The organism is Burkholderia sp. B21-005 (genome assembly GCF_020843965.1).
Classification (GTDB): Bacteria; Pseudomonadota; Gammaproteobacteria; order Burkholderiales; family Burkholderiaceae; genus Burkholderia; species Burkholderia ambifaria.
The window spans coordinates 1,132,379-1,150,066 of sequence record NZ_CP086301.1; the positions used below are offsets into that span (position 1 = coordinate 1,132,379).

A 17,688-nucleotide genomic window follows, 5' to 3' on the forward strand; every position below is an offset into this window, starting at 1 on the left:
GATCGTTCCATCTCTATATTCGTACCCAGGATGCGAAGCACGTGTTTCGCCGCAATTCGGAGAAGGCAAATGAAGAAGATCCAGGGTGTTTACAGTGCGCCGCGTGGCCATTGGGTCGGCGACGGTTTCCCGGTGCGTTCGATGTTCAGCTATCAGTCTCACGCGGCGCACCTGAGCCCGTTTCTGCTGCTCGACTACGCGGGTCCCGCGAACTTCGAGCCGGCTTCGGCGCCGCGCGGGGTGGGTCAGCATCCGCACCGCGGGTTCGAAACCGTGACGATCGTCTATGACGGCGAAGTCGCTCACCGCGACTCGACCGGCGCGGGCGGCGTGATCGGCCCGGGCGACGTGCAGTGGATGACGGCCGGGAGCGGGATCCTCCATGAGGAATTCCACTCGGAGGCCTTCACGAAGCGCGGCGGTCCGCTCGAGATGGTCCAGCTGTGGGTGAACCTTCCCGCCGCCGACAAGATGGGCGCGCCCGGCTACCAGACGCTGCTGAACGCGGACATCCCGGTGGTCGAGCTGCCGGACGGTGCGGGGCGTGCGCGGATCATCGCGGGCGAACTCGACGGACGGCGCGGCCCGGCCCGCACGCACACGCCGATCGACGTGTGGGACGTGCGGCTCGCCGCCGGCGGCCGCGCACGGTTCCCGGTCGCCGAGGGGCGGACGCTCGCGGTGGTCGTGCTCCACGGTACGCTGCTGGTGAACGGCGAGACGGTTGCCCGCGAAGCGCAGTTCGTGCAGCTGAGCCGCGACGGCCGCGACGTCGAGATCGAAGCGAACGGCGACGCCAAGCTGTTGATTTTGAGCGGCGAGCCGATCGATGAGCCGGTCGTCGGCTACGGGCCGTTCGTGATGAACTCGCAAGAGGAAATCCGGACCGCGATCGACGATTTCAACAACGGCCGCTTCGGACAAATGCCGGCATGACGGACAGGCCCCGCGCACATTGCGGGGCCTTTTTTCATGCGCGGCAGGGCGCTCGCGTGCCGTGTGCGCTTCGAGGCATAATCGACGGTTGCCGCGCGCCGGCCGGCGCGCCCGAATCAGGACCGACCATGACCGCTTCCGCACCTGCCGCATCCCCGCGCGCCGACGATCTCGACTGGCGCTGGAAATCCTTCGACGCGCTCACGGCGCGTGAAGTCTATGCGATCCTCGACGCGCGCAGCGCCGTGTTCGTCGTCGAGCAGAACTGCGTGTATCGCGACATCGACGATGCGGACCAGGCCGCGTGGCATCTGGCCGCGTACGATCCGGCAGGCCGCCTCGCGGGCTACCTCCGCGTGCTGCTGCCGGATGCGCAGAACACCGACGTGCGCATCGGCCGCGTGCTCACGACCGCGCCGTTTCGCGGCGCGGGCCTCGGCAACGCGCTGATCTCGCGCGCGCTCGAGCACATCCGCGCGCAGTGGCCGGATACGCCGGTGAGCCTGCATGCGCAGGCCCACCTGCAGCACTTCTACGGGGCATTCGGCTTCACGCCGAACTCGGACGTGCACGACGAGGACGGCATCCCGCACGTGTGGATGACCAGCGCGCGCGCCTGAAGCGCGGCGCGCCGTGCCGTGCCGTGCCGTCAGTGGGCGGCGCGCGTCACCGACGGGCGCTCCGCGTGCCGGGCGCCAGCGCGCTCGTCGATCAGACGGCCGCGCGCGGACAGCCGCAGCCAGTGCCGCAGCGCGATCAGCGCGCCGATCACGCTCATCATCGAACCCGGAATCCACAGCAGCAAGCCGCCGATCTGCTGGTCACGCAGCGGGCTGAGCCACGTGAAGGCGCGTCCGCAGATCGAGTAGATCGGGTACAGCTCGTGCGGCGTGAAGAAGATCAGCGCGCCGAGCGCGATCTGCGGCGGGATCGCCGCGACGACGATCAGGATCCGGCGGCCCGGCGACAGCCGCGCGGGCGGGGCGGGACGCGGATCGACGACGAGCCACCAGAACAGCAGCCCGTCGATCACCATGCTCCAGTTCATCACGCGATACAGACGCCAGTCGAGCATCGCGACGAAGTGGATCGGCGACAGCAGCCAGAAATAGATCAGCCCGACGAACAGCACGACCGCGACGACCGGATGGAACACCACGTCGAGCGTCACGCGCACGGGCGCCCACGCGAGCGCGGGGCGCACGAAGCGCTGCCGCCAGCGAAACGGAATGCCCGCGCGGATCGCCGCGCCCGGGTACGCCAGTGCGATGAAGAACGGCCCGAGGTGATGCAGCACGAGGTGCTGCGCGCGGTGCAGGAAGAATTCGTGCTCGAAGAAGTAGTCGAGCCGCGTATGCAGCGCGATGTAGAGCGCCGTCAGCCCGAACCAGAACGAGAACTGCCGCAGCGGCGACACCTTCGCCTTCTTCACGCCGCGCGCGAACAGCACGGCGGCCGTCAGCACCGCGATGACCCCGGTCGGCGACGGTTCCCACGGATCGAGCCAGTACAGGACGTTCATCGCGCGCGCATCACTTCGCCTGGGCCGGCGACTTCACGGCGAACGGCGTGTCGACCGTTTCGCCGTCGGAGAACTTCAGGCGCAGGCGCACGGTGTCGCCGGGCTTGATCGCGTGCTTCGGTTCCTCGAGCATGAAGTGATAGCCGCCCGGCGCGATGTCGACCTTGCCGCGCGCGGGGATCGTCAGCTTGTCGACCATTTCCATCTTCTGCGTCGAGCCGTTCGACACGGTCTGGTGCAGCATCGCCATCCCGTAGTCGGGGCTGTCGACGTCGACGAGATCGACCGGCTTGTCGCCCGTGTTGACGAGCGTCACGTAGCCGCCCGCAGGCAGCTGGTTCGGCAGCCAGCGCACCCACGCGTTCTGCGCGATGATCGCGCCGGCGGCGTAGGCGTGCGCGCCGGTGCACAGTGCGGCGAGGAGGGCGAACGTCTTGAGGGTCGTCTTCATGTCGGAGTTCGGGAGGGGGAGGCAGTGTCGATGATCCGGCGCACATCGGCGGCGATGGCGTCGGGCGAATCGCGGTCGGTCGCGAGCAAACGCGCGCGACCGTTCGCGTCGAAGATGTAGACGGCCGAGCTGTGCGTGACTTCGTAGCCGCCGGACGGATCGCGTTTTTCCATCTGATACGCGACGCGATAGCGTTTCGCGAGCGATTCGATCTGGCCGTCGGTGCCGGTCAGCCCACGGGCGTGCGCGGCATCGAACGCGGCAACGTACGACTGCATCGCCTGCGGCGTGTCGCGCGCGGGATCGACCGAGACGAACAGGATGCGCACGTCGTTCGCCTGCGGGCCGAGCTTCGCGAGCACTTCCATCAGCCGCGCCATCGTTTCAGGGCAGACGTCCGGACAGTGCGTATAGCCGAAGTAGACGAGCGCGATGCGGCCGCGGAATGCGTTCGCGTCGATTGGATGGCCGTCGCCGCCGGTCAGCGTGAAGGACAGGTCGGGCAAGTGGCCCGTGACGTTGGTCAGGTGCCAGTTCGGCTCGTCGTGCGTGCAGGCGGCGAGCGCGACGGCGGCGGTCAGCGCCGCGGCCGTGCGGACGAAGCGGGTGAAACTGAGGCGGCGCCGGTGCGGCGCGGGACGGGCTGACGACATCCTGGGGCTCGATCGGACGGAACGGTCGTCGGCCGGCGCGGCGCCATGCGTCGCGCGGCCGGCGGTTGCCGACTGTAGCGCAATTCCCGCGCCCGCGTCCTTTCGAAACCCGTACGGCACGGGCGAGCGGGGCAATATGTCGCAGTTGGCGCGGACGGTGGCGCGAGGTCCGCCATGCGCCGGTTTCGCCCATCTCGGTACGCAGGCGCGGTAAGATGCGCACAATTCCATTCTCGCAGCGGCGGCCGCGCGTTTGCAGGCCGCTCCTCAGACCATCGAATCGATGCAATCCGTTCCGGCTTCCCTGTCCCTGACCGATACCGCGTTCTTTTTCGACTTCGACGGCACGCTCGTCGAGCTGGCGCCGACGCCCGACAGTATTCACGTGCCGCCGTCGCTGCTGACGCTGCTCGATGAACTGCGGCGCCGCTCGCATGGCGCGCTCGCCGTCGTGTCGGGTCGCGGCATCGACAACCTCGACGCGTTCCTGAACATGCCGGACCTGCCGATCGCCGGCCTGCACGGCGCCGAGCGTCGCGACGCGAACGGCGACACGCAGCGCATCGGCTTCAACGACGACCGCCTGCTGCGCATCGAGCGCGAACTCGCGTCCGTCGTCGAGCGTCATCCGGGCATGCTGCTCGAAATCAAGGGGGCGGCCGTCGCGCTGCACTACCGCAATGCGCCCGAGCGCGAGCCGGCCGCGCGCGAAGCGGCCGAGCGCCTCGTCGCCGAATATGCGGATGCGTATGTGCTGCAGCCGGGCAAGATGGTGTTCGAGATCAAGCCGAAGGGTGTCGACAAGGGGCGCGCGCTGGCCGCGTTCCTCGACGAGCCGCCGTTCGCGGGCCGCGTGCCGCTGTTCGCGGGCGACGACCTGACCGACGAGAAGGGCTTCGCGGTGGTCAACGCGCGGGGCGGTCTGTCGATCAAGGTCGGCGCGGGCGAAACGTCGGCCCGCATGCGGCTCGACTCGGTCGACGCGCTGCACGCGCAGATCGCCCGCTGGCTTGGCGCGGAGCAGCCGGGCGCATGAGCCGACTGATCATCGTTTCAAACCGCGTCGCCCCGATTTCGGAAGGCGAACCGGCGGCGGGCGGCCTCGCGATCGGTGTCTACGATGCGCTGAAGGAGACGGGCGGCATGTGGTTCGGCTGGAGCGGCGAAGTGGTCGCATCCGGTGCGCCGCAGATCCGCATCGAGGAGCGCGGCCCCGTGACGTTCGCGACCGTCGGGCTGTCGCGTCGCGATTACGACCAGTACTACCGCGGTTTCTCGAACGCGACGCTGTGGCCCGCATTCCATTACCGCGCTGACCTGATCCAGTACGACCGCCACGAGTTCGACGGCTACCGCCGCGTGAACGTCTGGCTCGCTCAGCAGCTCGTGCCGTTGTTGCAGGACGACGACGTGATCTGGGTGCACGACTATCACCTGATCCCGTTCGCGCGTGCGCTGCGTGAGGCCGGCGTGAAGAACCGCATCGGCTTTTTCCTGCACATCCCGTTTCCGGCCGCGCAGGTGCTCGTCAACGTGCCGCCGCATCGCGAGCTCGTCGAGTCGCTGTGCGCGTTCGATTTGCTCGGCTTCCAGACCGAGCCCGACCTGCGCGCGTTCTGCGACTACATCGAGTTCGAGGCGGGCGGCGAAGTCGCGCGCGAAGGGCATACGGTGCGCGTGAGCGCGTTCGGCAACACGCTGCGCGCGGCCGCCTATCCGATCGGCGTGTATCCGGACGAGATCGCGTCGCTCGCGCAGGCGGCCGAGAACGGCAAGGCCGTGCGCACGCTGGCGACGTCGCTGCGCGGGCGCCAGTTGATCATGAGCGTCGACCGGCTCGATTATTCGAAGGGGCTCGTCGAGCGGTTCCGCGCGTTCGAGAAACTGCTGGAGCACCAGACGTCGATTCGCAACCGCGTGTCGTTCCTGCAGATCGCGCCGTCGACGCGCGCCGACCTGCGCGCGTACCAGGACATCCGCCTGCAGCTCGAAGCGGAGTCGGGGCGCATCAACGGCCGCTACGCGGAACTCGACTGGGCGCCGATCCTCTACATTCACCGCCAGTACGACCGGCAGGTGCTGGCCGCGCTGTACCGGCTGGCGCGCGTGGGTTTCGTCACGCCGTTGCGCGACGGCATGAACCTCGTCGCGAAGGAGTACGTGTCCGCGCAGAATCCGGACGATCCGGGCGTGCTGGTGCTGTCGCGCTTCGCAGGCGCCGCGCGCGAGCTGACGGGCGCGCTGATCGTCAATCCGATCGACATCGACGGGATGGCCGATGCGCTGTCGCAGGCGCTGACGATGCCGCTCGCCGAGCGGCGCGCGCGTTATGCGGACATGATCGCGCAACTGCGCGAGAACAACGTGTCGGTGTGGCGCGACAACTTCCTGCGCGACCTGCAGCGCGTGTAGCCGGCGCCGCGCGATGCCATTAAAAAAAGCCGCCGTGCTTCGCACAGGCGGCTTTTTATCGGTTGCGTGCCGCGGCGTCAGGCCACGCGTTCGCCGGTCGGCGCGGTGCCGTCGGGCGCGTGATGGCGGCCGTGCTGCTTCGCGAGCAGGTCGCGGTACAGACCCGGACGGTTGCGCAGCACGTCGGGGCTGCCGTCGTCGATCACCTTGCCGTTGCTCATCACGATGATCCGATCGAAGTTGCGCAGCGTCGACAGCCGGTGCGCGATCGCGATCACCGTGCGGCCGACCATCAGGCGGTCGAGTGCGCTCTGGATCGCTTCCTCGGACGAGCTGTCGAGTGCGGACGTCGCTTCGTCGAGCAGCAGGATCGGCGCGTCCTTCAGGATCGCGCGCGCGATCGCGATGCGCTGGCGCTGGCCGCCCGACAGCTTGACGCCGCGGTCGCCGACGATCGTGTCATAGCCTTCCGGCATCGCTTCGATGAACTCCGCGCAGCGCGCGTCGCGCGCGGCGGCGAGCACTTCGTCGCGGGTCGCGTCGGGGCGGCCATAGGCGATGTTGTCGTAGATCGTCCGGTGCAGCAGCGAGATGTCCTGCGGCACGAGCGCGATCGCGTGGCGCAGGCTGTCCTGCGTGATCACCTTCACGTCCTGGCCGTCGACCTTCACGACGCCGTCCTGCGTGTCGTAGAAGCGCTGCAGCAGCGCGAGCACGGTCGACTTGCCGGCGCCCGACTTGCCGATCAGGCCGACGCGCTGGCCCGGCTCGATATGGAGGTCGAAGTGGTCGAGGATCGCGCGGCGGTGCGGATACGCGAACGTCACGCGCTCGAAGTCGACGCGCCCGCCGGTGGCCGCCAGCGGCTGCGCGTCGGAGCGGTCCGGCATCCCGTGCGGTTCGAGCAGCGTCTTCACGGCTTCGGACAGGCGCGCGACGTGCTGCGTGACGTCGACGAGCGCGACTGCGAGGTCGCGCGTGCCGTGCAGGATCGTGAAGCCGAGCGAGCTGACGAGCACGATGTCGCCCGACGTCGCGCGGCCCTGGTCCCACAGCCACAGCGCCCAGCCGAGCAGGCCGGCCGACAGCATCGCGGTGATCACCGCATGCAGCAGCCGCAGCTTCTCGAGATAGAACAGGCTCTGCTGGCGCGCGTCCATCTCCGCCTTGATCGTCGCGCTGAAGCGCTTCTGTTCGCGCAGCGTCATCCCGAACGCACGCACGAGCCCCATGTTGCCGATCACGTCGACGAGCTCGCCGTCGACCGCCGCGGCCTTGGCCGCGAATGCGTGGTGGCGCGCCGAGCCGCGCCCGGCCAGCTTGAACAGGATGATGGACAGCACGGCCGAGCAGCCGAGCAGGCCGGCGGCCATCAGCGGATTGACGACGATGATCATCAGGATCGCGCCCATCACCGCGATACACGGCGGCAGCACGTTCCACGCCATCGTGTTCTCCGACGTATAGACCGCGTTCGACGTGGCCGTGATGCGGCTTGCGAGCGTGCCCGGCTGCTTTTCCGAGTAGTAGGTCGGCGAATGGCCGATCAGGTACTGGAACAGGTCGCGTCGCAGGTCGCCGGTGACCGTGACGAACGTGTGCGCGGCGGCCCAGCCGCCGACCCGCCACAGCAGGTTGTCGGCCGCGATCAGCCCGACGAGCAGCGCGAACGCGCTCCACAGCGGGCCCGGATGATGGCGCCCGGTCGCCAGCACGTCGATCAGGTGCTTGATCGCATATTGCGAGCCGAGCGCGCAGCCGACGGCGGCCAGCACGCTGCAGAGCACGACGAGGTGGGCAACGGGATGCAGGCGGATGTAGCGGAACAGGAACGCGATCGGCCGGTGCGCGTAGCTCGAGAGCTTCGCGTTGTGGGCGTTGCGCTGGGCGGGGGTAAGAGATTCCAAAATATGCGTGCGGTGATTCGGTGATTGAGCGTTGCGGCTGGATCGCATGCCGGCGTGCGCCCGGACTGAATAATCCGGCATTGTAAACAAGGCCTGCGTCGCGCTGCGCGAATCTTGCCTTGGCCAGAGGCTCGCGATCGATTTTGAGATAAAATCCGACATCCCGTCTTGCTTTATGTGCCGGAATCACGCTGCCGGCACTCACGGGTGACAAGGATCGCCAAAAGGGCCTTCCACTCTAGAACGGACACCCGAGTCCGCGGGTTGCAAAGTGTTGCGCCTTTGTAACAAAGTAAAGTGTTTGAAATGTTGTGCGTCGTCTCGGGATTAACCCTAGATAATCGGCTCCGGGGTCGATTCCAGGTTTTTTGCGAACCCCTGTCAACGGGTCCTCGTTTCAAACGTTCTATGCCTGTCGCGTCGCCGACGCTCCTTGAGCAGCGCGGGTTCGACGCCCCGGCAGGCTGATTCGTCCGACCGTCGGACGAAATGCATCCAGCCCGGACCGCCGGCAGGTTGCCGACCCATACCTGGTTTTTAGCCGATTTTTTAGGAGTTACGCATGCGAATCGCCCAAATCGCTCCGTTGCACGAAGCAGTCCCCCCGAAGCTTTACGGTGGTACCGAGCGAGTGGTGTCCTATCTGACCGAAGCACTTGTCGAGATGGGGCATGACGTCACGCTCTTCGCGAGCGGCGATTCGCAAACCTCCGCCAAGCTCGAAGCGTGCTGGCCGCAGGCGCTGCGCCTCGACCCGACGATCCGCGACGTGATGGCCCCGCACATGCTGCTCCTCGAGCAGGTGCGCCGCCGCGCGGAAGAGTTCGACGTCCTGCACTGCCACATCGACTACTACCCGTTCTCGCTGTTCTCGCGCCAGCCGGTCCCGCATCTGACGACGATGCACGGCCGTCTCGACCTGCCGGAACTGCAGCCGATCTTCAACGCGTTCAGCGACGTGCCGGTCGTGTCGATCTCCGACAACCAGCGCATCCCGCTGCCGCAGGCAAACTGGCTGTCGACCGTGTACCACGGCCTGCCGGAAAACCTGCTGACGCCGATCCCGAACGTGAAGCCGAGCTATCTCGCGTTCCTCGGCCGCATCTCGCCGGAAAAGCGCGTCGACACCGCGATCCGCATCGCCGAGCAGGCCGGCCTGCCGATCAAGATCGCCGCGAAGCTCGACAAGGCTGACCGCGCGTACTACGAAGAGAAGATCAAGCCGCTGTTCGCGCTGCCGCACGTCGAGTATATCGGCGAAATCAGCGAGTCGGAAAAGACCGAATTCCTGGGCAACGCGCACGCGCTGCTGTTCCCGATCGACTGGCCGGAGCCGTTCGGCCTGGTGATGATCGAGGCGATGGCATGCGGCACGCCGGTGATCGCGTTCAAGCGCGGCTCGGTGCCGGAAGTGATCGACAACGGCGTGTCGGGCTTCGTCGTCGAAGACGAACTGTCGGCCGTCGCGGCGCTCAAGCGCCTCGATACGCTGCCGCGCGAGAAGGTGCGGGCCGCGTTCGAAGCGCGCTTCTCGTCGAAGGTAATGGCGCAGAATTACGTGAAGGGCTACGAGGAACTGCTGCGCCAGAAGCGCCGCACGGTGCTGCGCGAAGTCAACGCAAGCTGATGCCGGGCCGCCGGCCGCACTGCGGTTGAGGCCCTCATCGACGCCCCGCCCGGGACCCCGGCGGGGCGTTGTCACATCTGCGGCGCGGATCTGTTGTATTCTCGCCGCGCCCGACGCCGCGAACGGCCCCGGAAGGTGGCCGGCACGCCATCCGGCGATCTGTCCAGACGGTAATGTCCCTATAATGGCCGTGCCGTGAAATCCGGCCCCGCACGAACATCGAGAGGAGAGCAGTCTTGGCGAGAACGAAAACGACGCGCGCAGCGCCGGCCCCCGGCGCCGGCGTGATCTTCGCATTGCGCGCGATCGGTCTCGTGCTGTTCGCGCGCTGGCTGTTCTCGATGTCCCAGATGGGCTATCGCGCGTCGCTGTCGGCGATGGTGTCGTCGCCCTGGGCGTTCGTCTATCTCGTGCTGATCTTCCTGCTGCTCGCGCTGCCGGGCGCCGCCGCGCGTGCCGAGCGGCCGTTCCATCCGCTGCCGCAGTGGCTGCGCCAGGCGCTGCGGGTGTTCGCGCTGATCGGTTTCCTGTTTGCCGTCTGGTCGATCGGCGCGTTCGCGTGGGCGGCCGGCTGGCGTCCTGCGCTGCACGCGGTGACGGCAACCAACGGCTGGCTCGTCGCCGCGCCGGCGCTGTATGCGGCGATCGTGTGGATGTGCCGGCCGCGGCCGCTGTGGCGGACCAACGTGGCCGCGCGCCGTTTCGCGGTCGGCCGCTACGCGATCTCGCTCGATACGCTCACACGTACCGCGATCGTCTGGATGGAGAGCCGCAAGGTCGGCCAGTACGACGCGCGCGAACTGTCGGTGCGCTGGCCCGGCCAGGGTACGCCGGTAGCGGGCGAGCAGGGTGCGCAGCCGGCCGCCGTGCCGCCGCGTCGCGGCAGCCTGTTCCGGCGGCCGAAGGTCGAGCTGCTGTGGGATTCGCCGGCGGCCGTCGGCCATAACCGGCAGATCGTGATGCGCGCGCCGCTCGTGACCGAGGGCGACCGCGTCGCGGTGCTCGCGCTCGACGCGGCGCTCAAGCAGATCGTCTGACAAGGCCTGCGCGGCGCGCGGGCGACAAGGAGGCGCAATGATCGTCCGCTGGTTGCTGGCAGCCGTTCACCTGATGGCGTTCGGCGTCGCGTTCGCCGCGATCGCGGGGCGCAACCGCGCGCTGCGCCGGGTCATCGCGTCGGCGCAGGCCGCCGACCTGCCCGGCGTGTTCAAGGCCGATGCGGCCTGGGGATTGTCCGCGCTGGTGCTGATCGCGACGGGGCTCACGCGCGCATTCGGCGGCTTCGAGAAAGGCGCCGCATATTACCTTCACGAGCCACTCTTTCACCTCAAGATGACCGCGCTCGTGCTGATCCTGCTGCTCGAGGTCGTGCCGATGCTCGGGCTGATCCGCTGGCGCACCGCCGCGCGGCGGCAGCAGATGCCGGATTTCGGCCGCGCACGGACCTATGTGCGGATCGGCCACTGGCAGGCCGCGCTCGTGATGGTGATCGTGTTTGCCGCGTCGGGGATGGCGCGGGGAATCTGGGCAGCCGGGCAGCTTTGACCGGCTGATAGCGCTGGTTGCCGTTGCCGGGCCCGGTTCTATCGCGACCGGCGGGCCGTGGCCGCCCGAATTCCGATTCCGTTTCATGCCGGCAGGCTTTTCCCGCCCGGCGCCCGCCGATGCGCGGGCGAACTGACGCATTTCCTTCTGACCGGGCGGACCCGCCGCCCGGTTCGTCCCGCGCTCAGCGCACGAGGCAGGGGCGCTTGTTGTTGAACGTCCACCCCGAAATCAGATACTGCATCGCCGCCGCATCGTCGCGCGCGCCGAGCCCGTGCTGTTTGTACAGCTCGTGCGCGACCGCGACCGCATCCATGTCGATGTCGATGCCGAGGCCCGGCCGCTTCGGCACTTCCACGAGCCCGTTCTCGATCTTCAGCGGTTCGCGCGTCAGCCGTTCGCCGTCCTGCCAGATCCAGTGCGTGTCGATCGCGGTGACTTGCCCGGGCGCCGCGGCCGCGACGTGCGTGAACATCGCGAGCGACACGTCGAAGTGGTTGTTCGAATGCGAACCCCACGTGAGGCCCCAGTCGCGGCACATCTGCGCGACGCGCACCGAGCCCTGCATCGTCCAGAAGTGCGGGTCGGCGAGCGGGATGTCGACGGCCTGCAACTGCACCGCGTGGCCCATCTGGCGCCAGTCGGTCGCGATCATGTTGGTGGCCGTCGGCAGCCCGGTCGAGCGGCGGAATTCGGCCATCACCTCGCGGCCCGAGTAGCCGTTCTCCGCGCCGCACGGATCTTCCGCATAGGCGAGCACGTGGTGCAGGTCGCGGCACAGCCGCACCGCCTCGTCGAGCGACCACGCGCCGTTCGGATCGAGCGTCACGCGCGCTTCGGGGAAACGCTCGGCCAGCGCCGTCACCGCTTCGATCTCGCGCGCGCCTTCGAACACGCCGCCCTTCAGCTTGAAGTCGTTGAAACCGTAGCGCGCGTGCGCGGCTTCGGCGAGGCGCACGACCGCCTCGGGCGTCAGCGCGGCCTCGTCGCGCACGCGGGTCCAGTCGTCGGTCGCGCCGCGGCCGTCGCGATAGGGCAGCGCGGTCTTGCTGCGGTCGCCGACGTAGAACAGGTAGCCGAGCATCTCGACGCGCTCGCGCTGCTGCCCTTCGCCGAGCAGCGCGGCCACGGGCACGCCGAGATGCTGGCCGAGCAGGTCGAGCAGCGCGGCTTCGAGCGCGGTGACCGCGTGGATCGTGGTGCGCAGGTCGAACGTCTGCAGGCCGCGGCCGCTCACGTCGCGATCGGCAAAGGTGCGCCGCACGTCGTTGAGCACCGCGTGGTAGTTGCCGACCGGCTGGCCGACGACGAGCGCACGCGCATCTTCGAGCGTGCGGCGGATGCTTTCGCCGCCCGGCACTTCGCCGACGCCGGTCCGGCCCGCGCTGTCCTTCAGGATCACGAGGTTGCGGGTGAAGAACGGACCGTGCGCGCCGCTCAGGTTGAGCAGCATGCTGTCGTGGCCGGCGACCGGAATGGCTTGCAGCTCGACGATGCGCGGCGTGTCGTGGGAAGGCGAGGCAGTGACGGCGTTCATGGCGGCGATGGCAAAAGAGTGGGCGATGCCGTGCGGCAAAATCTTTGCCGCGCGCGGCGGGAGGTGCGATCATTCGACAACCGACGTGCGCGGCGCGCAAGCCCCCGCACGTCGACAGCAACCCGAACGGGCGGGAGCGACCAGCTCGATGCCGATATCGCGCAGAAGCGCGAAGGTCGGCCGATCGCGAACCACGGGACCGGGCAGGCGCCGATGTGCGTGCCTTGGTCAACAGGAGATCCGTGTCGTGATCATCAGTCGTCGGATGACTTGTGACGCAGTATAATGAATCATCGGCGTTCGCTCAAACCCCGCGTAAACCCTCGGCCCACATTACGATCATTCAAAAAGGAACCGGCCTCATGTCCGTGCCCACGCTTCCCGCAGCGCCGCGCCGTCGCGCACGCAGCCTCGCACAAGATGTCGTCGACGCGCTGACCGCGCAGATCGAAAACGGCACGCTGCGTCCCGGCGACAAGCTGCCGACCGAAACCGAAGTCATGGCGGCGCAGGGCGTCAGCCGCACGGTCGTGCGCGAAGCGATCTCGCGGATGCAGGCGAGCCACCTCATCGAGACGCGCCACGGCATCGGCAGCTTCGTGCTCGAACCGTCGCGCCGCCAGGCGCTCGGCATCGATCCCGCGACCATCATGACGCTGCGCGACGTGCTCGCGGTGCTCGAGCTGCGCATCAGCCTTGAAAGCGAATGCGCGAGCCTCGCCGCGCAGCGCGCGAACGACACCGACCTCGCCGCGCTGCGGCGTGCGCTCGACGCGATCGCGTCGGGGGCGGGTGGCGGGCGCGACACGGCGCAGCTCGACTTCAACTTCCACCTGCAGATTGCGCAGTCCACCGGCAACCGCTACTTCGTCGACATCATGACGCAGCTCGGCGCGTCGATCATCCCGCGCACGCGCGTGAATTCGGCGCGCTTCGCCGGCGACGACCTCGAGCGCTATGTCGGCCGGCTCAATCACGAGCACGAGGACATCTACGAGGCGATTGCGCGTCACGATCCGGAAGCCGCGCGCGCCGCGATGCGCACGCACCTGACCAACAGCCGCGAGCGGCTGCGCCGCGCGCACGAGGCGGCCGAGGCGGAACGCGACACGCAGGCCAGCTGACGCGACGCCGCCTGCACGGCCCGCGCGTCGCGACGGGCCGTGGCGGCTCGCCTTAATATCAGACATCGTATGAGGTCGGCGCAATTACGCCGATCGTTTCGCGGCCGCAGCACCTTCGCCTGTTCCCGCATCGTTTGAAGGGTGGCCGGGCGGCGTTCCCACCGCCCGTCACGCCCGGGCGGCCTGGCTACCCAGGTCGCCCGTCCGGTCCGATCAGCCCCCCTTCGTCACGATCGTCTTCCACGCGCCGTTCTTCACCTGGTACAGCGTCGACATCCCGCTCTTCAGCGAGCCGTCGTTCGCGAACGAGATCCGGCCGGTGATGCCCTCGAAGTCGATCTTCTTCAGCGCCGGACGGTAGACCTTCGGATCGGTCGAGTTGGCGGCCTGCATCGCCTTGATCGCGGCCCAGGTCGCGTCGTAGCCGAACTGCGCGTACGACAGCACGTCGACGCCGAAGCGCTTCTTGAACCGCTGCTCGAAATCCTTGCCCTGCGGCAGTTCGTCCAGCGGACGCCCGTACTCCCACGCCATCGCGCCTTCCGCGGCCGGGCCGGCGATCTTGATGAACTCGTTGTCCTTCACGCCGCCGCCGCCGACGAACTTCGCGTTCAGCCCGAGCTGGCGCATCTGCTTGACGAAGTTCGCGGCGAGCGAATCGAGGCCGCCGAAGAAGATCAGGTCGGGGTTCTTGCCTTTCAGGCTCGTGATTTGCGCACGGAAATCGACCGCCTGGTTGCTGGTGAACTCGCGGCCGATGATGTTGCCGCCGGCCGCCTTCACGGCCTTCTCGAACTCGTCCGCCTCGCCCTGGCCGAACGCGGTGCGGTCGTCGATGATCGCGATGCGCTTCGCCTTGGTCACGTCGACCGCGTACTTGCCCGCGTTGCCGGCGTTCTGGCCGTCGGTCGCGATCACCATGAACATGTTCGCGAGCCCGCGCGACGTGAGCGTCGGGTTGGTCGCGGCCGGATCGATCACCGGGATGCCGGCCTTGTCGTAGACCACCGACGCCGGAATCGTCGTCCCGGAGTTGAAGTGGCCGACCACCACCGACACGTTCTGGTCGATGAGCGCCTGCGCGGCCTGCACGCCGATGCGCGGGTCGGCCTGGTCGTCCTGCACGATGAGGTTGAAGTGCGCGGGCTTGCCGGCGATCTGTATCTTCTGCGCGGCGGCATCGTCGAGCGCGAGCTGCACGCCGTTCTGAAGATCCTTGCCGTAGCCGGCGTTCACGCCTGTGAGCGGCGCGGCGAAGCCGACCTTCACGTCGGTCGCGTCGGCGGCCCGGGCGGCCTGTTGCGAGAGGAGGGCAAAGGCGGAGATGACCGATACCGACAACAGGGAATGACGGAATTTCATGTTCGTTCCTCTTGTTCTACACCAGCGGGTGGATACCGCACGCAGCCGGCGGGCCGGACGCGTGCGACGGGTGGGCGGTTCGACCGCTTCTCGGAATCGGGCGGGGAGGTCGGCATGCTGATGATTCCCGGAAGAATCTCCCGTCAGGCTCGGCGAGGAGCCCCGATCGTATCGATATATAGGTCGCCGATATGCACGGGTCTTGGCAATTTGCCGCGCATTCGATGCGGATTTGCGCATAGCTTCCGCGCGTGCGCGGGCGGCCGGTATCGGGAGTTTCCCGCCACGAACGGACGGGAGGCAGGATGGGCGGCGCAGCCCCGGTGGGGCCGCGCCGCGTTCGACGTCGTCAGTCGGACAGGGCGTCCGATGCGGCTTCGGCGTCGTCGTGCGACGCGTTCGTGCGGATGGCCGGGTCGCTCGTGCTCGGGCGGCCGGTTTCGACGTGGCCCGCGAAGCGGCGCAGGAAGCCGAGCGGACGGCCGTCGCTGACGGTCAGGTCGTACCAGCCGTGACTGCCGCGCAGATCCCAGTAGTCGTCGACGTGCGCGCCCGGTGCGAGGTCGAACGTGCGCGCGCGGCCGTGGCCGTACGCGTTCGTCACCTTGAGCTGCACGGCCTTGTGGCCGCGGTTCATCAGGCGCAGCGTGATGTTGCCGTTCGCGACGTCGTAGCCGTAGATCACCTCGGGGTTCACGTTCGCGCTGCCGACGCCGGTCGCGAACGGGCCGCGGAAATGGCAGTAGAAGCCATTCGGGCCGTACACGTCGAGGTCGTACAGGCCGAGCGACGCCGCGGCGCTCCACGTATCGGCGACTCGCTTGCCGGCTTCGACCGTGTACGCCCACGGGCCGTCGAGGCGGTTGCGCGACTGCACCTGGAATGCCGCGCCCGCGCGGCCGGTGTTCGCGAAGGTCAGCCGGAACAGGCCGTTCGCGGCTTCGACGCGGCCGTGCACGAACAGCTCGTACGGCAGTGCGCGTGCCGGACGCAGCCCGGCCTCCTGTTTCGGCAGCTTCTGCAGCACCGGCGGCACCGGGATGTAGTCGGGGTGGCGCACGCGGTCGGGCGGCGCATAGCCGCTCGTGTCGGGCAGCGTCGGCCATGCGGCGTCGGCGGTCGCGAATTCGAACGCCGACGTCAGGTCGCCGCACACCGCGCGGCGCCACGGCGACACGTTGGCGGCCGTCACCGGATACTGCGCGCCGAAGCGCGCTTCGATGAATTGCAGCAGCGACGTGTGATCGAAGGTCTGCGAGCAGACCCAGCCGCCCTTGGTCCACGGCGACACGACCAGCATCGGCACGCGCGGCCCGAGCCCGTACGGGCCGGCCATGTGCGACGCGTCGCCGGCGAACACCTCGTTGGTCGTTGCGACCGTCGACAGCCCGTTGTCGCGTGACTGCGGCGCGAACGGCGGCGGCACGTGGTCGAAGAAGCCGTCATTCTCGTCGTAGGTGATGAAGAGTGCGGTCTTGCTCCACACGTCCGGATTCGACACGAGCACCTTCAGCACCTGCTCGATGTACCACGCGCCGTAGTTGGCCGGCCAGTTCGGGTGTTCCGAGTACGCTTCCGGCGCGCAGATCCACGATACCTGCGGCAATGTGCCGTTCTTCACGTCCTGCTGCAGCACGTCGAACAGCGTACCGCCGGCGCTGATGTTGGTGCCGGTGCGCGCCTTGTCGTACAGCGGCGTGCCGGGCAGCGCGCTGCGGTACTGGTTGAAGTAGAGCAGCGCGTTGTCGCCGTAGTTGCCGATGTACGGGTTCTGCGTCCAGCCCCACGAGCCGTTTGCGTCGAGCCCGGTGCCGACGTCCTGGTAGATCTTCCACGACACGCCGGCCTGCTCGAGCACTTCCGGATAGGTCTTCCAGCCGTAGCCCGTTTCCTCGTTGCCGAGCACCGGGCCGCCGCCCGTGCCGTCGTTGCCGACGTAGCCGGTCCACATGTAGTAGCGGTTCGGGTCGGTCGAACTCGGGATCGCGCAGTGGTACGCGTCGCAGATCGTGAATGCGTCGGCGAGCTGGTAGTGGAACGGGATGTCGTCGCGCTTCAGGTACGCCATCGTCGTGGTGCCCTTGTTCGGCACCCACTGGTCGTAGCGGCCCTTGTTCCACGCGGCGTGCATGTCCTGCCAGCCGTGCGGCAGGTCCTGCAGGAACTGCAGGCCGAGCTTGTCCGCGCCCGGGTGAAACGGCAGCAGCTCGGCCGGGCCGACCGGCTGATGGAACACCGACTTGCCGTTCGCGAGGCGCAGCGGGCGAGGATCGCCGAAGCCGCGCACGCCGCGCATCGTGCCGAAGTAGTGGTCGAACGAGCGGTTCTCCTGCATCAGGATCACGATGTGTTCGATATCGCGGATGGTACCGGTACGGCGGTTCGCCGGAATCGCAAGCGCATCGCGGATCACGGGCGGGAACAGGTTCAGCGCGGCGGCGCCGGCAGTGCCGGCGGCGACGCGCAGGAAGTCACGACGGTTCGATCGGGTCATGGTCGTTATCGTGCGTAAAGGAGGGGAGCCGATTGGCGGGACATGCGGGAAAAGTCGGCGCGTCCGGGCGCAGGATGCGGCTGCGCTGGTCGTGCCCTCGCGAGCATAGCGAAAAATC

General features: G+C 68.1%; 15 protein-coding genes. 8 read left to right on the top strand and 7 right to left on the bottom strand.

Features of this window, described 5'->3' with window-relative positions; genetic code table 11:
* The first annotated feature begins 69 nt into the window (after window positions 1–69).
* Both LMA02_RS05360 and LMA02_RS05365 read left to right on the top strand, forming a co-directional pair.
* Window positions 70–936 carry a pirin family protein gene (locus LMA02_RS05360; RefSeq protein WP_228907175.1) on the top strand — a complete coding sequence of 289 codons (867 nt, stop codon included), beginning with the start codon at window positions 70–72 and terminating at the stop codon, window positions 934–936.
* Window positions 937–1,064: 128 nt separating this feature from the next.
* A complete protein-coding gene (locus LMA02_RS05365) occupies window positions 1,065–1,556 on the top strand; it encodes a GNAT family N-acetyltransferase (RefSeq protein ID WP_228907176.1) in 492 nt (163 codons plus the stop codon).
* A 29-nt stretch (window positions 1,557–1,585) separates the two neighbouring features.
* Here the strand turns inward: LMA02_RS05365 and LMA02_RS05370 are convergent, their stop codons facing one another.
* Genes LMA02_RS05370 through LMA02_RS05380 form a run of 3 tightly spaced genes read right to left on the bottom strand, consistent with a single transcriptional unit; the run spans window position 1,586 to window position 3,562 of the window.
* Entirely contained in the window at window positions 1,586–2,458 is an 873-nt protein-coding gene (locus tag LMA02_RS05370) for a cytochrome c oxidase assembly protein (protein WP_228907177.1), read from the bottom strand.
* A 10-nt stretch (window positions 2,459–2,468) separates the two neighbouring features.
* Window positions 2,469–2,909: a copper chaperone PCu(A)C gene (locus LMA02_RS05375; protein ID WP_011656373.1), complete on the bottom strand. Its 441-nt coding sequence runs from the start codon at window positions 2,907–2,909 to the stop codon at window positions 2,469–2,471.
* Entirely contained in the window at window positions 2,906–3,562 is a 657-nt protein-coding gene (locus LMA02_RS05380) for an SCO family protein (RefSeq protein ID WP_228907178.1), read from the bottom strand. Before LMA02_RS05380 ends, LMA02_RS05375 begins: the two co-directional genes overlap by 4 nt.
* A gap of 283 nt (window positions 3,563–3,845) precedes the next feature.
* Between LMA02_RS05380 and otsB the strand changes: the two genes are divergently transcribed.
* Complete coding sequence (gene otsB, locus LMA02_RS05385; RefSeq protein ID WP_228907179.1) at window positions 3,846–4,598, top strand: trehalose-phosphatase; 753 nt, start codon at window positions 3,846–3,848, stop codon at window positions 4,596–4,598.
* Entirely contained in the window at window positions 4,595–5,974 is a 1,380-nt protein-coding gene (gene otsA, locus LMA02_RS05390; protein WP_006751851.1) for an alpha,alpha-trehalose-phosphate synthase (UDP-forming), read from the top strand. Before otsB ends, otsA begins: the two co-directional genes overlap by 4 nt.
* Before the next feature lie 77 nt (window positions 5,975–6,051).
* Here otsA and LMA02_RS05395 read toward each other — a convergent pair whose 3' ends face one another.
* Window positions 6,052–7,881, bottom strand: coding sequence for an ABC transporter ATP-binding protein (locus LMA02_RS05395; protein WP_228907180.1), 1,830 nt, complete (start codon window positions 7,879–7,881; stop codon window positions 6,052–6,054).
* Window positions 7,882–8,443: 562 nt separating this feature from the next.
* On the opposite strand from LMA02_RS05395, the gene LMA02_RS05400 reads away from it, so the two are divergent.
* The 3 genes from LMA02_RS05400 to LMA02_RS05410 all read left to right on the top strand — a co-directional run bounded on the left by LMA02_RS05400 (window position 8,444) and on the right by LMA02_RS05410 (window position 11,053).
* Window positions 8,444–9,508: a glycosyltransferase family 4 protein gene (locus LMA02_RS05400; protein WP_006476459.1), complete on the top strand. Its 1,065-nt coding sequence runs from the start codon at window positions 8,444–8,446 to the stop codon at window positions 9,506–9,508.
* A gap of 236 nt (window positions 9,509–9,744) precedes the next feature.
* Window positions 9,745–10,545, top strand: a complete 801-nt coding sequence (locus LMA02_RS05405; RefSeq protein WP_228907181.1) for a hypothetical protein — start codon at window positions 9,745–9,747, stop codon at window positions 10,543–10,545.
* A gap of 37 nt (window positions 10,546–10,582) precedes the next feature.
* A complete protein-coding gene (locus tag LMA02_RS05410) occupies window positions 10,583–11,053 on the top strand; it encodes a DUF2214 family protein (RefSeq protein ID WP_228907182.1) in 471 nt (156 codons plus the stop codon).
* Window positions 11,054–11,237: 184 nt separating this feature from the next.
* Here LMA02_RS05410 and gudD read toward each other — a convergent pair whose 3' ends face one another.
* Window positions 11,238–12,590 (bottom strand): glucarate dehydratase, encoded by a 1,353-nt coding sequence (gene gudD, locus LMA02_RS05415; RefSeq protein WP_228907183.1) that lies wholly within the window; start codon window positions 12,588–12,590, stop codon window positions 11,238–11,240.
* A 362-nt stretch (window positions 12,591–12,952) separates the two neighbouring features.
* Here gudD and LMA02_RS05420 point away from each other — a divergent pair, with 362 nt between their 5' ends.
* Complete coding sequence (locus LMA02_RS05420; protein ID WP_006751845.1) at window positions 12,953–13,714, top strand: FadR/GntR family transcriptional regulator; 762 nt, start codon at window positions 12,953–12,955, stop codon at window positions 13,712–13,714.
* 213 nt (window positions 13,715–13,927) lie between these two features.
* On the opposite strand, the gene LMA02_RS05425 is transcribed toward LMA02_RS05420, so the two are convergent.
* Entirely contained in the window at window positions 13,928–15,076 is a 1,149-nt protein-coding gene (locus tag LMA02_RS05425) for a branched-chain amino acid ABC transporter substrate-binding protein (RefSeq protein ID WP_006755533.1), read from the bottom strand.
* A gap of 349 nt (window positions 15,077–15,425) precedes the next feature.
* Window positions 15,426–17,570: a phosphocholine-specific phospholipase C gene (locus LMA02_RS05430; protein ID WP_228907184.1), complete on the bottom strand. Its 2,145-nt coding sequence runs from the start codon at window positions 17,568–17,570 to the stop codon at window positions 15,426–15,428.
* Between the last annotated feature and the right edge of the window lie 118 nt (window positions 17,571–17,688).

Coding starts and splice junctions, on each gene's coding strand:
- LMA02_RS05365 (WP_228907176.1), top strand. CDS start 1,065: ATGACCGCTTCCGCACCTGCCGCATCCCCGCGCGCCGACGATCTCGAC.
- otsA (WP_006751851.1), top strand. CDS start 4,595: ATGAGCCGACTGATCATCGTTTCAAACCGCGTCGCCCCGATTTCGGAA.
- otsB (WP_228907179.1), top strand. CDS start 3,846: ATGCAATCCGTTCCGGCTTCCCTGTCCCTGACCGATACCGCGTTCTTT.
- LMA02_RS05375 (WP_011656373.1), bottom strand. CDS start 2,909: ATGAAGACGACCCTCAAGACGTTCGCCCTCCTCGCCGCACTGTGCACC.
- LMA02_RS05425 (WP_006755533.1), bottom strand. CDS start 15,076: ATGAAATTCCGTCATTCCCTGTTGTCGGTATCGGTCATCTCCGCCTTT.
- LMA02_RS05400 (WP_006476459.1), top strand. CDS start 8,444: ATGCGAATCGCCCAAATCGCTCCGTTGCACGAAGCAGTCCCCCCGAAG.
- LMA02_RS05370 (WP_228907177.1), bottom strand. CDS start 2,458: ATGAACGTCCTGTACTGGCTCGATCCGTGGGAACCGTCGCCGACCGGG.
- LMA02_RS05360 (WP_228907175.1), top strand. CDS start 70: ATGAAGAAGATCCAGGGTGTTTACAGTGCGCCGCGTGGCCATTGGGTC.
- LMA02_RS05410 (WP_228907182.1), top strand. CDS start 10,583: ATGATCGTCCGCTGGTTGCTGGCAGCCGTTCACCTGATGGCGTTCGGC.
- LMA02_RS05430 (WP_228907184.1), bottom strand. CDS start 17,570: ATGACCCGATCGAACCGTCGTGACTTCCTGCGCGTCGCCGCCGGCACT.
- LMA02_RS05380 (WP_228907178.1), bottom strand. CDS start 3,562: ATGTCGTCAGCCCGTCCCGCGCCGCACCGGCGCCGCCTCAGTTTCACC.
- LMA02_RS05420 (WP_006751845.1), top strand. CDS start 12,953: ATGTCCGTGCCCACGCTTCCCGCAGCGCCGCGCCGTCGCGCACGCAGC.
- gudD (WP_228907183.1), bottom strand. CDS start 12,590: ATGAACGCCGTCACTGCCTCGCCTTCCCACGACACGCCGCGCATCGTC.